The organism is Lacticaseibacillus chiayiensis (assembly GCF_004123795.1).
In the GTDB taxonomy this organism is placed as follows: Bacteria; Bacillota; Bacilli; order Lactobacillales; family Lactobacillaceae; genus Lacticaseibacillus; species Lacticaseibacillus chiayiensis.
This window is the reverse complement of the sequence record NZ_MSSM01000036.1, coordinates 1-12,063: the sequence shown is the minus strand read 5'-3', so window position 1 is coordinate 12,063 and position 12,063 is coordinate 1. Positions and strand designations below refer to the sequence as shown.

17 protein-coding genes and 1 pseudogene are annotated in these 12,063 nt (G+C 45.3%); 15 read left to right on the top strand and 3 right to left on the bottom strand.

Annotated elements, in window-relative coordinates:
* Nucleotides 1-60: 60 nt before the first annotated feature.
* From BVJ53_RS12760 to BVJ53_RS12750, 3 genes and pseudogenes are all read right to left on the bottom strand, one after another.
* Nucleotides 61-486: pseudogene (locus tag BVJ53_RS12760) on the bottom strand (PTS transporter subunit EIIC); the annotation flags it as partial.
* Between the two features lie 294 nt (nucleotides 487-780).
* Nucleotides 781-1,938, bottom strand: a complete 1,158-nt coding sequence (locus tag BVJ53_RS12755; protein ID WP_129302733.1) for a site-specific integrase — start codon at nucleotides 1,936-1,938, stop codon at nucleotides 781-783.
* Nucleotides 1,939-2,089: 151 nt separating this feature from the next.
* The gene (locus tag BVJ53_RS12750) at nucleotides 2,090-2,809 is read right to left on the bottom strand and encodes a helix-turn-helix domain-containing protein (protein WP_129302732.1); all 720 of its coding nucleotides are present in this window, start codon (nucleotides 2,807-2,809) and stop codon (nucleotides 2,090-2,092) included.
* Between the two features lie 156 nt (nucleotides 2,810-2,965).
* On the opposite strand from BVJ53_RS12750, the gene BVJ53_RS12745 reads away from it, so the two are divergent.
* The 15 genes from BVJ53_RS12745 to BVJ53_RS12675 all read left to right on the top strand — a co-directional run.
* Nucleotides 2,966-3,241: a helix-turn-helix domain-containing protein gene (locus BVJ53_RS12745; protein ID WP_129302768.1), complete on the top strand. Its 276-nt coding sequence runs from the start codon at nucleotides 2,966-2,968 to the stop codon at nucleotides 3,239-3,241.
* Between the two features lie 67 nt (nucleotides 3,242-3,308).
* Complete coding sequence (locus BVJ53_RS12740; RefSeq protein WP_129302731.1) at nucleotides 3,309-3,704, top strand: hypothetical protein; 396 nt, start codon at nucleotides 3,309-3,311, stop codon at nucleotides 3,702-3,704.
* A gap of 110 nt (nucleotides 3,705-3,814) precedes the next feature.
* Nucleotides 3,815-4,006 (top strand): hypothetical protein, encoded by a 192-nt coding sequence (locus BVJ53_RS12735; protein WP_129302730.1) that lies wholly within the window; start codon nucleotides 3,815-3,817, stop codon nucleotides 4,004-4,006.
* 48 nt (nucleotides 4,007-4,054) lie between these two features.
* A complete protein-coding gene (locus BVJ53_RS12730; RefSeq protein ID WP_129302729.1) occupies nucleotides 4,055-4,345 on the top strand; it encodes a hypothetical protein in 291 nt (96 codons plus the stop codon).
* Complete coding sequence (locus BVJ53_RS12725; RefSeq protein WP_016373194.1) at nucleotides 4,342-4,530, top strand: hypothetical protein; 189 nt, start codon at nucleotides 4,342-4,344, stop codon at nucleotides 4,528-4,530. Before BVJ53_RS12730 ends, BVJ53_RS12725 begins: the two co-directional genes overlap by 4 nt.
* Entirely contained in the window at nucleotides 4,514-5,326 is an 813-nt protein-coding gene (locus BVJ53_RS12720; RefSeq protein WP_129302728.1) for a bifunctional DNA primase/polymerase, read from the top strand. Before BVJ53_RS12725 ends, BVJ53_RS12720 begins: the two co-directional genes overlap by 17 nt.
* Before the next feature lie 3 nt (nucleotides 5,327-5,329).
* The gene (locus tag BVJ53_RS12715; protein ID WP_129302727.1) at nucleotides 5,330-6,925 is read left to right on the top strand and encodes a DNA primase family protein; all 1,596 of its coding nucleotides are present in this window, start codon (nucleotides 5,330-5,332) and stop codon (nucleotides 6,923-6,925) included.
* Nucleotides 6,926-7,269: 344 nt separating this feature from the next.
* On the top strand, nucleotides 7,270-7,605 hold the full coding sequence (locus BVJ53_RS12710) for a phage head closure protein (RefSeq protein WP_016384963.1): 336 nt from the start codon (nucleotides 7,270-7,272) through the stop codon (nucleotides 7,603-7,605).
* Between the two features lie 4 nt (nucleotides 7,606-7,609).
* Nucleotides 7,610-7,795 (top strand): hypothetical protein, encoded by a 186-nt coding sequence (locus BVJ53_RS12705; protein ID WP_129302726.1) that lies wholly within the window; start codon nucleotides 7,610-7,612, stop codon nucleotides 7,793-7,795.
* Nucleotides 7,792-8,214, top strand: a complete 423-nt coding sequence (locus BVJ53_RS12700) for an HNH endonuclease signature motif containing protein (protein WP_129302725.1) — start codon at nucleotides 7,792-7,794, stop codon at nucleotides 8,212-8,214. Before BVJ53_RS12705 ends, BVJ53_RS12700 begins: the two co-directional genes overlap by 4 nt.
* Before the next feature lie 116 nt (nucleotides 8,215-8,330).
* The gene (locus BVJ53_RS12695) at nucleotides 8,331-8,801 is read left to right on the top strand and encodes a phage terminase small subunit P27 family (RefSeq protein ID WP_129302724.1); all 471 of its coding nucleotides are present in this window, start codon (nucleotides 8,331-8,333) and stop codon (nucleotides 8,799-8,801) included.
* Entirely contained in the window at nucleotides 8,798-10,501 is a 1,704-nt protein-coding gene (locus tag BVJ53_RS12690; protein WP_129302723.1) for a terminase large subunit, read from the top strand. The genes BVJ53_RS12695 and BVJ53_RS12690 overlap by 4 nt, the downstream gene beginning before the upstream one ends.
* Nucleotides 10,467-10,646 carry a hypothetical protein gene (locus BVJ53_RS12685; RefSeq protein ID WP_003604811.1) on the top strand — a complete coding sequence of 60 codons (180 nt, stop codon included), beginning with the start codon at nucleotides 10,467-10,469 and terminating at the stop codon, nucleotides 10,644-10,646. The genes BVJ53_RS12690 and BVJ53_RS12685 overlap by 35 nt, the downstream gene beginning before the upstream one ends.
* Before the next feature lie 4 nt (nucleotides 10,647-10,650).
* Nucleotides 10,651-11,832, top strand: a complete 1,182-nt coding sequence (locus BVJ53_RS12680; RefSeq protein ID WP_129302722.1) for a phage portal protein — start codon at nucleotides 10,651-10,653, stop codon at nucleotides 11,830-11,832.
* Nucleotides 11,819-12,063, top strand: a 245-nt coding sequence (locus BVJ53_RS12675; protein WP_191983450.1) for an HK97 family phage prohead protease, incomplete at its 3' end; no start/stop codon positions are given. The genes BVJ53_RS12680 and BVJ53_RS12675, both read left to right, overlap by 14 nt.

The window sequence follows — 12,063 nt, the reverse complement described above, 5'->3', positions numbered from 1 at the left end:
TTTTCTAGAACCTCCTGTTTAATGATTCCAAATTGACGTGAATGTTCTTCTTACTATGCATTATACTTCGGCGGCAGCTTCGATTTCGTCCTCATCAAACATCGACTCGTCAATTCCCCAGAGCCAATTAAGGACAAACGAAACGATTGTTGTCAGCAATAATCCTACAACAGCAAGTACGAAATTATTACCGCCTGCTGGGTTTATGAACTGCGGCAAACTAAGAATCGACACCGTTACAAGAGAAAAGACTTTAACTTGGCAGAGTCCAAAGAATAAACCGCCAACCCCTGAAGCAATAATTGACGGAATAATCGGCCGTTTCATTTTCAGCATCAAGCCATACACTGCAGGCTCCGTGATCCCTGACGCCGCAATGGAAAATGCCGCCGTTGCGGAAAAAGTCTTCACGCTGCGCTTCTTACCTTTTACCAAAATTGCCAGCGCCATCCCGAGTTCAGCAAAGTTCCAAACTGCAAAGGCTACCGCAAAAAGGGATCACATTTAAACTGGCCGAAATCGACCAGTTTAAAACTTGAACATTACCTCTTGGTGAAATCACCTTGCGCAAACTACTTAGCCCCGTCAGCTTATTTTTCCTGCCCAAAACAAAACCGCGACCCACAAGCGTTTATCTACGCTCATGAATCGCGGTTATGTTTATATTCTGGGTGGTCAGGGGAAACGTAACTGTTTCACATGAAACGCCTTAACCATGCGCCATAGAGCTGTTACCAACCAGCCTTAAAACCTCCGTGGTTTTCTCTGTGGTTTTCTAATTCAATTTTGCATATATTTGGCAAGTGCAGCGGTGGCCTCTGATTCCTGCTTTGCACTGACGTGAGCATACACACCCAGCGTAATAGTCGGATCTGTGTGTCCTACCAGTTTTTGTACTGACGTAACAGGAACACCAGCAATCAATAAATTAGATATAAAACTATGCCTGAACCCGTGAATGGTTATTCTGGGTGTAAGTCCATTGTCATCTTGCAGCTTATGCAGTCGCTTAGACGGTGTATTTAATGACTGATACCCGTTTTTAGTATTAGTGAAAAGCAACTGATTCGGTTGCATCGTATTAATACCTAGCTGTATGAATGTTTCCTGCTGTATTCTACGCCACCGTTTCAAGTATGCCATCGTTTGACCGTCTACCGGAATGGTGCGCCTTCCAGCGCGTGTCTTTGGTGCCTGAACGATCTGATGGCCTTTATCACCTTGCGTTAGTGTTTTGTTCACTTTAATACTGTTTTCTTTAAAGCTTACATCATTCCACGTCAACGCTAATAGTTCACCGCGACGAACGCCTGTAAAGGCTAAAACTCTAAACATAATGAAGACATCGAAGTGGTTCTCTTGGTCGATACAGGCAAAGAATTGATTCATTTGTTCCTTAGTCCAAAAGTTTTCAGGCTTATCACCAGCCAGATCGTCATGGTGCGGTAAAACAACGGCTTTGGCGGGGTTCTTATCCATATACCCTTGTCGAACTGCATAGTCCATAACCGATGAAACATAGTTATACCACCGCTTATAGTTAGCAGACGTGAATTCAAACCACCTCTTAACAGCCTTCTGCACGTCCTTAGTGGTTATCGTGGCAATTCGCTTACCGCCAAATGCCGGTAGGATGTGATTATTGAACATTCCAGCAGTTCGGGCCCATGTGGACTCTCTTACCGTATTAATGTAGTTTCCATACCACTCCTCATATACATCCCGAAAGAACACGGGCTTTGGTTTTTCATTTTCTAAGTCACCGTTGCTAATTGCCAGTTCAAGTCTAGCTGCTGCAACAGTGGCTTCTTTTTTTGTCTTAAACCCACGCCGCACCTTGTACTTCTTGTGGCCAGTCTGTGGATCGTTACCAGCAAAGACCTGAACGCGCCAGAACTCTTTGCCGTCTTTCGTTGCGTACTTTTTAATTGATGCCATATTCTTCTCCTATCCTTCACGCTGGGCAGGCGGTGTTAGATTGGAGAGTTTTCGCCGAAAATGGCGAAAAGGTGGCGGCCTAAAATTCGGCCATGATATAAAAAGACAAAAAATTAAGAATTATGTTACATAAACGCAACAGTTAAAAGATTCAAACTTGAACCATTTTGACAGATTCAAGTGGATCTGGTTGTTCTCGCAGCAAATCGTCATCAATTACCACTCTTCCGTCTTTGATTGAAAAGTTCTTAATCATAGTTTCGCCTGCAAGCGCTGCTAGGCACGGAACAACGCTTCTGGAATTATCAAACACCATAAAGTTATTTGATGCTTTTGCTGCCAACATTGTTGTATGTACTAAGTGTGTCAGAAAAGCTTCTTCAACTTTTTTTGACCGGGATAGCACCGTCAACGCTTTTTGAGCAGCAAAGAAGGTTTCAGGATTTTCTTTTGAATTAATATTTTCAAAGTCCTGAACAAAAAACGCTATTGAATATCCGCCATTAGTCGTAACGGTCGACATAACAGGATAGACGAAAGAGGCATTTGTGTTCTTATCTATGACGAGTATAAACAGCTGAAGCGTTGGAAAACTCATGCTTGGGTTAAACTTTTGCACCGGTTTAAAGTCAGATGTAAATGGTCTCTGCGAAAAGCGAAATTCAATATCGTCTTTAGCTCTGACGATTATGTCGCTAACATTCTTTTTGAAAAAATTCATCAACGATTCAAGCGTGCTAAGTTGAATCCCTTTGCTATCATTATTTGCTAGTTGTGACAGAGTTTTTCTCGACAAGCCCGTTTTCGTCGCTAGATCTGTAATAGAAATACCTTGCGACTGCATAAGCTGTTTTAAATTGAATTTGAGCATATGGAACCCCCTTTTATGACTACGATGTTACCACAATATCATAAATTTGTAACCTATAGGTTGCATTTCTTTTTTCAACATGTATACTGTAGGTGTCAAGAACAAAGAAAATGTAACCCATGAGTTCCTGACAAACATATTAAGGGGGGTGAAATGATGACAGCAATGAAAGCGCAAATTACTTTACCAATTGATTTTGACAAAATGCTGCAAGAGCGAATTCATCAAGAAGTAGTCCGCGTGATGAACGAGAATAAGCAGCAGCCAGTGCCGAAAAAGTTGAACATCGGTCAGGCGGCAGCTTATGCCGGTGTTGCTCGTAACACACTTTTGTCTTGGACTAAGAAAGGGTTGTTGGTACAGGTCGTCGGTGGCGTAAAACGTATCAATACCGCAGACATAGACGATTACATGAATAACCACGGCAAGTAATCACGCTGGGCAGGCGGCAAATTGTAAGCAACTTATGGCAGGCACATAAAGCCAGAAAGGGAAATATATGAAAGTAGTTTATCCGTCAATCGTGGAGCAATTCTATGAGGGTTTGAAATCTGAAGGCGTATCAATTGGTAAGGACGAGGTTTATCGCACCATGGTCGAGACCAACTTAATTGACGAAAACGGTGTTCCTACACAATACGCATTGGATAATGGTTTTATCAAATATGTGGACAACGAGCCGGAAAGCCTAGCGGAGTTCAAGGCACTTAATCCGAACCTTCAGAAATACTCAGACGATCATTTTATGAAGACTGACGAAGGCTGGTGCATTGACGCCTTTGTAGCCCGTAGCGAATCTATGCTTTTATTGAACGATCCGGCTACGTCCGAAACAGACAAGCAGAATGCTCGGATCGTCCTTAACTATCTCAAGGAGGATGATGCCGATGACTAGCCTTATTACGTGGATATTTATCCACCCGACAGTTATACCCGTCATGCTGATGGTTTTCATGAACGGGGGCGTGCTGGGAGCGTTTCTACAGTTTAGAAAGGATGATGGCCATGCCGAAGATGATTAACAGCAAGTTTGGCTGGACGTGGCCGCAGTTTGTAAAGGCTGATGCCGATTGTGACCGGTATTGGCAAGCTAAAAAAGCAGAAAAACGCTCACTAATCGAGGCCACAAAAAAATCGCCAAGAGCGGCAACTCAAGGCGAGAAGAAGACAAGCGAAAAGATTCGTATTCTTTTCTAGCTTGCCTCTGGGTAGATGCTTTTGTCAAGGAAAATGGAGGCAATTAATATGAAGAATGTTTCAACTACTGTTAAGAAACCATTAGATTTGGGTGATTCGCTGTACGACTTGCGCAAAGCAAAAGGGGCACTATCTGCACTATGCGATGAACTAGATGAGTTCGGTATCTCAGTTTGCCATTTCGATAACAATCACTCGCACGACAATGCCACATTGGTAGCTTTAGAGGCCTTACGAGACTTTGATACGTGGAAATGTCTAGTCTTTTGTGCTCGAGATATTATCACCGATCAGATTACCGCTATTGACTTCCCTGAAACTGATGAGGGGGAAAAATGATGAAGGAAGATTACTATACAACCGCTCAGGCACTTTTAAGCGATACAAGTGCAATGGTGAATATCTTGCGACATCAGATCAATAATGAACAGCAATCAGCACTGGCCGACACAGTCGCTGACATGATCATTGATGCTCGTCGTCTACTTTTGGAGGGAGATGCTGTCGATGGTCGACGTGCTTAAAGTAGCGCTTGGATACCAGCAGCATGGCTTTGCAGTCTATCCACTTGCGCCCGCGACCAGAACACCTCTTGCTGGTTCCCACGGATATAAGGACGCCACCAAAGACCCAGAACAGGCCAAGAAATGGTGGGGCGAACATCCTAACTACAATATTGGTTTAGGGCTTGATGGCGTTCTGGTGTTTGACATTGATATGGGGCATGAAAGCGGGGCTAATGGCAATGAGACGTTGGCTAAATTGAGCGCTGATGGTCGTGCTGATCAAATTCCATCTACCTATATAGAAACAACGCCAAACGGCGGACTTCATATTTTCTTCACCTATCCCAAAGAATTGAAGCTAACCAGTCGATCGGATTTGTTCTCTAAGAATGGCGAGAAAACTGGCCTTGACTATGTTGCGACTGGTGTACCAGTTTTCCCTAGCATTCGCGAGAACGGCATGTATCAACCACTGAGAGGGCACAAGATCACCAAGCTAGCCCCAGTACCTCAGTGGTTGCTCGATGAAATACAGCGCCAACGTCACCCGATCATGAGCAATTATCACAATAACGCAGATTCATGGTTTGGACATTTTGTTAATCGTCTGGTAGATGGCACAGATGAAGGAAACCGCAACCAGTGGCTGGCAAGCATTGCCGGTTCAGTCTTTCGTTCCGGAGCTGATCCAGATAACTGTGCCGATCTCATTCAAACTATCAACCAGCGCTATGTTCGTCCTCCCTTGCCTAATGGCGAGTTAGTTAAGATTATTAAGTCAATCAGCAAGCGCGAAATCGCGCGTCGAAGTTAGGCGGTGAAGCATACGGACAGTTTGAAAGAAGCATTAAACAAGTCGCCTGAGTTTACTCAGCTCAAAGTCATTGCTAAAAGCACATTGGAACCATTTGACGTGAACAAGTATCCAGATCCGCCAGATAAGACTGAAAAAGGAATTCGAGCGTACAACAAGGAACTGGCGAAAAAGCTGCCAAGTTGGCTAAAAGTGTGGTTTCAGTCAGAACAGAAAGACGAAAACGATCCTAAAAGTGTGATCATTCATCGGCACATCAAGGTGGACTTTCTCACCTACGGCTACCACTTCATGGATAAAACACGAGTAGAGAGTTTTCCCGGGTTGAGTGAAGGCGCGATATATGAGCCCAGCAAAGGGACATGGCGCACATTTGGCAAGGGCGAGTTCACTAAGACCACCGAGAGCCGAACCACCAAAGAGATGCTCAAATGGGGGCTGTATCGTGAGAGTGATATTACAGGCGCCAGACGATTCTTGCAACGCATCAGCTACAACGAGGACTATGGTAAGCGATCACCATTTGATGAGAACCCACATCCAGAACTAGTTGCATTCACCAACGGCACATACAGCATACTGACCAACAAGATGCAGGAGAGTAGCGCTGACAATTACATGCTGAACGCCCATGAGTACGCGGTCGATCCAGATAGGGACGATTGTCCAGAGACTGAACGACTGCTTGCAGCTATGATGGGCGATGCCGCGATCACATTTGAGGAATTCATCGGTTATATGTTCTATCGGTCTTATCGTCCATTCCAAGCGTTTCTGTGGTTGTATGGTACCGGCGGTGAAGGCAAAAGCACACTTATTCGCAGAATTACTAACCTCATCGGGCGTGACAATGTGTCAGCATCAAAGCCAGCAGACCTCGCCAATGGTGACCGTCGTTTTGAAACAGCCAACCTATACGGCAAGGAAGCTAATATCGTGGCAGACGTTGGGGCAGATTACCTCAAGAGTACAGCTGTGATTAAGTCGCTAACTGGTGGTGATTATATACCAGCGGAGTTTAAAGGCATTCAGAACTTTAAGTTCATGAATTATGCCAAGCTACTGTTCAGTGCCAATGAAATGCCCGCATTCAGTGACCATAGCAGCGGTTTTGCTGATCGGGTGACCGTGATCAAGATGATTAACGGTGACACCCGACACACACACTGGTGGGATCAGTTTGACGATGCCAAGATGGACGAAGAAACGCCACGCTTCGCTATGAAATGCATGCATATGTTTGCCAAGGCGCTTAAAAGCGGTGGCCTGACAAAACCTGATTCGGTAGTAAATGCAAGCCAAGAGTGGCTGGACGCAAACGATCACTTTAAAGAATTCCTTGACCAGTACGCTGAAATTAACCTAAATGAAGATCGCGGTGAAGCATCCACGGTGGTGACGGCTGAATATAAACGTTTTTGCCAAGACAACAACTATATGGACAAAACGACGACACAAGCCATCACTAAGAAGCTCGATGCTTACGGAGTGAAAAAAGTAAACAGCCGCCGAGGGTTTGAAAATGACACTTTTGGCAACACCCGACGATATATTGGCTTACGTCTAACTGGATCACTGATAAATCCAAGATTTAACTGAAAATCAAACGAATACCAATATTTTCGGTAACTTTGGTAACCGCCTTACTCTCCCAAGGGTTTAGGCCACATAGTTTTGGTAACAGGCGTTACCGAAATTCGGTAACAGTCGCTCAAGCCCTACGCACTCAACGGATACAGAAAAACAATTTCGGTAACAGTAGTTGTCTTTAATCCTTTTGTTACCAAAAACGTCTTTTGTTACCAAAACTTCGGTAACACGTTACCGAAAAATATTGAAGTTCGGTAACAGAAAAACGTTGATATGAAGGCGTTTATAAGCGTTTGTTACCGAAGTACCGAAAATTTCGAGATTTTACCAAATATTTTTACAGGAGGCATAGCATGAAGAATTATTCAATTGCCCGCCTGAACAAGGTGGCTGAAATCGGTAAGACAGTCAATCACAAGACTGGAGCAGGTATTAACATCTCTACATTTGAGCCGACTGGCACCCTGTTCTATGGATCATATAACCGTACTGTGACACAGACCTACCAGATCACGGGCACAGACCTAGCAGACACCATAGCGATCGTAGTACGCCACACTGACGCGATAGATGACAGCACACAGGTAAAACTTAATGGCACCCTGTACGCGATCCAGTCTATTGCGTACGATGATGATCCCAATGCGTTCGATGTTGTGACACTCAAGAAGACAACCAAAGGGGCTTAGAACGATGAAACTATTTGAATATACTGCGCACCAAGGAGAACTAAACGGTATCATCGACAAGTTCATGACGTTACACAGGTGGCAAGTCGGATTCATTCGGGTATACTCTGCACCAGATAATATGATAACCGTTCAGCTTTACTATCGCGATGATAAGCCTGAACCAGAAACGGCAGGCGTGTTGTCATGATTATGAAGCTGTGTAACCATGCTGGGTGCAACACCATGGTGCCGTTCAATCAACGGTACTGTGATAAGCACCAGCCAGAACCACGAGCGTCCGACAACGAACGCTATGCATATCGCAAAGCAATCGGTGGTCGTTACTTTAAGTTCTACAAGTCCAAAGCGTGGCGCAAGCTGTCTTACTCGTACCGTCTAGCACATCCACTGTGTGAACGATGCCAAGCAAAGGGCTTATACGTACAAGCTGACGTGGTAGATCATATTGTGCCGATACGTGTGGACTGGAACCGCAGACTGGACGAGAGCAACTTACAAAGTCTGTGTAATGCCTGCCACGGAACCAAAACGAAAGTAGAAGACGCGGCGCGCTACCCCCACTTAAACACGGGGGCTAGGTCATTTGGTCTTGGGAACCAAGCATAGGAGTTTCGTTGTTGAAAATCCGTGATAACCGCAATATATCATGGGTATTTGGTGCTGTATGTTATAATTAAGTTAGATAAGTCTAATAGTAAATATAATGAAAGGACGTGATCGAGATGGGAGCACCACTGAAATCTATTACGCAAATGCGCGGCGCAATGAGCAAAAAGAAGCTTGCAGACCGGCGCGAAATGGAAGAATCACTGTTCACCTATCAAGAATTAGTTGACCAGCCCCCCGCATGGCTTGATGACTATGCAGTGACCGAATGGCAACGCATTGTACCATTGCTCAAAAAAGACATTCCAGTGAGTGAACTAGATGCTGCCCTGATTGCCAGTCATTGCCAAGCCTATTCTGACATTCAGAAAGCTGCCGAGCTGATTCAAGAACAAGGCATGATGGTTGAAACCACTGATAGTGTGAAAGCTAACCCAGCAGTCAAAATGAAACTTGATGCCACTAATCAGATGATCCGTATTGATGACTTGCTTGGCTTGTCAGTCTACAGTCGGGCAAAGTTGGCAGTGAAGAATGAGACTAAGAAGAAGCCTGACGATCCGTTCGCGGATCTGATGTCATCATGAACTATGCGACTGAATACACTGACAAGGTGCTAAGCGGTGAGATTGTCGCTTGTAAAAAGATTAAGCAAGCAGCAAGACGTTATCGCAGAGACTTGAGAGCCAGCAAGCGCAAAAAGAATCCGTGGCCGTATTACTTTGATGAGGACTTTGCCAACAAAGCCATTGAGTTTATCGAACTGATGCCGGCACGTGATGGATCACCACTAAAGCTAGAACTTTTCCAAAAATATTTGGTCTCAGAGCTGTTCGGGTGGAGAGACAAAGAAACCGGCAATCGTCGTTATGATCGAGCCTACATTAGTATGAGCCGCAAGAACGGAAAATCGTACCTAATGGCCTGCCTCGGCGCACTGTATCTCCTCATGGAAAACAAGCCAGCCATGAACCGAGAGATTGTCTACACAGCCAACAGCAACGCCCAAGCCCACTTAGCCTTTGATATGCTGTCTAGTGGTTTGCGTCAGGTCTCTAAGGTGTCTAAATCGGTGCGTGATCGTTTGAAGATCAACCGTAACGAAATCATCGACTTGCCGAGCAACAGCCGCGCTGTTCCGCTTGCCTCTGATCTGCACAGCCTCGATGGATACCAAAGTGACTTGGCTATTATTGATGAGTTCGCCTTAGCTCGTACTGATGAGATTCTGCGAACACTCAAATCTGGCCAGATCAACAGCGACAACAGTTTACTAGCCGTCATCTCGACCACGGGGCCAGACCTGAATGGTCCTATGTATAAAGAATATAAATTTGTCTCCAAAATCTTAACCGGTCGCGAACAAGCTGATCGGTATTTTATTGCCATTTTTGAGCAGGATAGCAAGGATGAAGCCTTTGCACCAGAGACTTGGGAGAAGTCGAATCCGCTACTGGCTAATGCTGAAAGAGCAAAGACGATGCGGCCCAGCTTGCAAGCTGATGTTGATCTAGCATCCAAGCAAGGAACCCTGCGGCCAATTCTCGTCAAGAACATGAACATGTGGCAATCAGCCAGAGCAGACAGCTACATTAGTCTGGATGACTGGGAGAAAGCCACTATCGAGCCACCAGACACTAGAGACAAGGACGTGTATATCGGGCTGGATCTCTCTAAGTCTAGCGACCTGACCAGTATTTCGTGGTTGGTTCCAGAAGATGGCTACCTGTATGCTGACAGCCATTCATTCGTGGGGACTAAATATGGTCTGGAAGAAAAGATCAAGCGTGACGGGTTCAATTACATCAGTGGTGCCAGTCGCGGTGAGTGCAGCATTACCAAACTGGAGAGCGGCATGATCGACTATGACGAAGTGCTACGCTTCATTCTCGACCTGATCGAACGTAACCAGTGGAACGTGCGTGCCATCTGTTATGATCCCTTCGCCATGGGCTACCTGATTCCAGAGTTTGAAAAACGAGATATGCCAATGGTTGAGGTACGTCAAGGCCAGCTTACGTTGTCAATACCAACGGTGCGGTTCCGTGATGATCTGTACAACGGTCTCATCAAGCACCCTAACAACCAGTTACTAGCCTATGCAGTGAACAATGCCATTCTGAAATATGATGCTAACAACAATCCAATTATCAACAAGACAAAAAATGCCACGAAGATTGATCCGCTGGCAGCACTGATGAATGCTTACACAATTGCAATGAATCAAAGCAAGGAAAGCGAGGCAGCAGACAATGACTTTTATTCGAGCGATGACTTTAGTTTTTAATGTTCAGACCGTGCTATTGCTGCTGGGACTGATCTGTATGGTTGTCGGTATCTGGTGGCTATTCGGGTTTGGCGTTGGTATGTTAGCAGTCGGCACGGCCTTGATCTCTGTCGCAGTCATTATCAACTTCAACAAAGGGAGGTGAAACAATGAGCTTTTTCACGAATGACACAACACAACCACGCGATGACAACAGCGAACCGTTCTTAGATGCGCTTGTCAGCATGACCAGCAACGACAGCGGCCTATATGTGGGTATTGGTGCTTTACGTAATTCGGATGTGTTTACGGCCGTGCGCGTGATTGCCGGTGATCTTGCAACCAATCCGATTGAATACAGTGACAAGCGTATCAGCGTGCTTCTTAACAAGGCACCCAATGACCATATGACCGCGTGGGGGTTCAAGTTTGCCCTAGCTACTAACATGCTGCTAAATGGTAACAGCTTTGCACGGGTTACTAAGAATCCCAGCGGACAAGTTACTGGCTTCGAGTTAATCCCCAACAGCCAGATGGTGGTTAAACAAGACGATACGACCGGAATTATCAGCTACGAATACACGCCTGACAACGGCCGCTCACAGCGTTTAAATGCCAGTGAGGTATTACACTTCAAGTGCTTCACACAAGACGGTTACAAAGGAATATCGCCGCTTTATAGCCTCCATGATGAGGTCGGGGTACAAAAGTCTGGGCATGCGTTGCTGAAAGGTTTCTTCAACTCCGGTGTCCAAGGTACAGGCATTCTTAAGGTCAACAAGACTCAACTAGACACCAAGGCCAAAGAAAACATCCGGAATAAATTTGAAGCTGCCAACAGTGGTGATAATGCCCTCAAGACCATCATTCTCGACAATGATATGGATTACAAGCAACTCGAAGTTAATACTGACGTACTGAATCTAGTCAATTCTAGCGATTGGACAACGAAGCAGATTGCTAAAGCATTCGGGTTGCCACTGGATCGGCTGGGTATCGAAAGCGAACACTCTAATGCCGTACAGTCGAATCTGGTTTATCTGCAAAACACACTGATTCAGTATTTTACCTGCTTCACGAGTGAGATGGACGCTAAACTTTCGACTGGTGACAACAGGTTCAGCTTCAACACTGACAAGCTGTTCAGTGCCGACCCAGCAACGATGCAAGAACTAGCAGTTAAGGGGCTGCAAGGCGGTGTTCTGACCACTAACGAAGCACGAGCCAAGTTAAACTTGCCACCAATTACCGGTGGAGATGAGATCATGGCCAGTCTGAACTACACGCCACTAAGCAACCTTGTCACTTATCAAGATAAACAGAAAGGAAGTGCGTCTAATGAATCAAGATGACGTAGAAAAACGCCTGAATCCTGACGCTGATCTGACTGCCGCTGATCCTAACACAGCAGACGACAGTCAAAACCAAGACAATCCAGACACACAGCAACAGGACGACACCACTAGCAGTCCAAAGAAACTAAGTGGTTATGCAGTAGTTTTCAATAGCCCAAGTAAAGACCTCGGTGGTTTTAAAGAAGTCGTTGATCCGCACGCATTCGACAATGTGGACTTATCAGACGT

Excerpts from the sequence above, each read along its gene's own strand:
- BVJ53_RS12705 (WP_129302726.1), top strand. The coding sequence starts at position 7,610 with ATGAAACTATTTGAATATACTGCGCACCAAGGAGAACTAAACGGTATC.
- BVJ53_RS12750 (WP_129302732.1), bottom strand. The coding sequence starts at position 2,809 with ATGCTCAAATTCAATTTAAAACAGCTTATGCAGTCGCAAGGTATTTCT.
- BVJ53_RS12690 (WP_129302723.1), top strand. The coding sequence starts at position 8,798 with ATGAACTATGCGACTGAATACACTGACAAGGTGCTAAGCGGTGAGATT.
- BVJ53_RS12745 (WP_129302768.1), top strand. The coding sequence starts at position 2,966 with ATGACAGCAATGAAAGCGCAAATTACTTTACCAATTGATTTTGACAAA.
- BVJ53_RS12730 (WP_129302729.1), top strand. The coding sequence starts at position 4,055 with ATGAAGAATGTTTCAACTACTGTTAAGAAACCATTAGATTTGGGTGAT.
- BVJ53_RS12685 (WP_003604811.1), top strand. The coding sequence starts at position 10,467 with ATGACTTTTATTCGAGCGATGACTTTAGTTTTTAATGTTCAGACCGTG.
- BVJ53_RS12755 (WP_129302733.1), bottom strand. The coding sequence starts at position 1,938 with ATGGCATCAATTAAAAAGTACGCAACGAAAGACGGCAAAGAGTTCTGG.
- BVJ53_RS12735 (WP_129302730.1), top strand. The coding sequence starts at position 3,815 with ATGCCGAAGATGATTAACAGCAAGTTTGGCTGGACGTGGCCGCAGTTT.
- BVJ53_RS12720 (WP_129302728.1), top strand. The coding sequence starts at position 4,514 with ATGGTCGACGTGCTTAAAGTAGCGCTTGGATACCAGCAGCATGGCTTT.
- BVJ53_RS12725 (WP_016373194.1), top strand. The coding sequence starts at position 4,342 with ATGATGAAGGAAGATTACTATACAACCGCTCAGGCACTTTTAAGCGAT.
- BVJ53_RS12740 (WP_129302731.1), top strand. The coding sequence starts at position 3,309 with ATGAAAGTAGTTTATCCGTCAATCGTGGAGCAATTCTATGAGGGTTTG.
- BVJ53_RS12680 (WP_129302722.1), top strand. The coding sequence starts at position 10,651 with ATGAGCTTTTTCACGAATGACACAACACAACCACGCGATGACAACAGC.
- BVJ53_RS12700 (WP_129302725.1), top strand. The coding sequence starts at position 7,792 with ATGATTATGAAGCTGTGTAACCATGCTGGGTGCAACACCATGGTGCCG.
- BVJ53_RS12695 (WP_129302724.1), top strand. The coding sequence starts at position 8,331 with ATGGGAGCACCACTGAAATCTATTACGCAAATGCGCGGCGCAATGAGC.
- BVJ53_RS12710 (WP_016384963.1), top strand. The coding sequence starts at position 7,270 with ATGAAGAATTATTCAATTGCCCGCCTGAACAAGGTGGCTGAAATCGGT.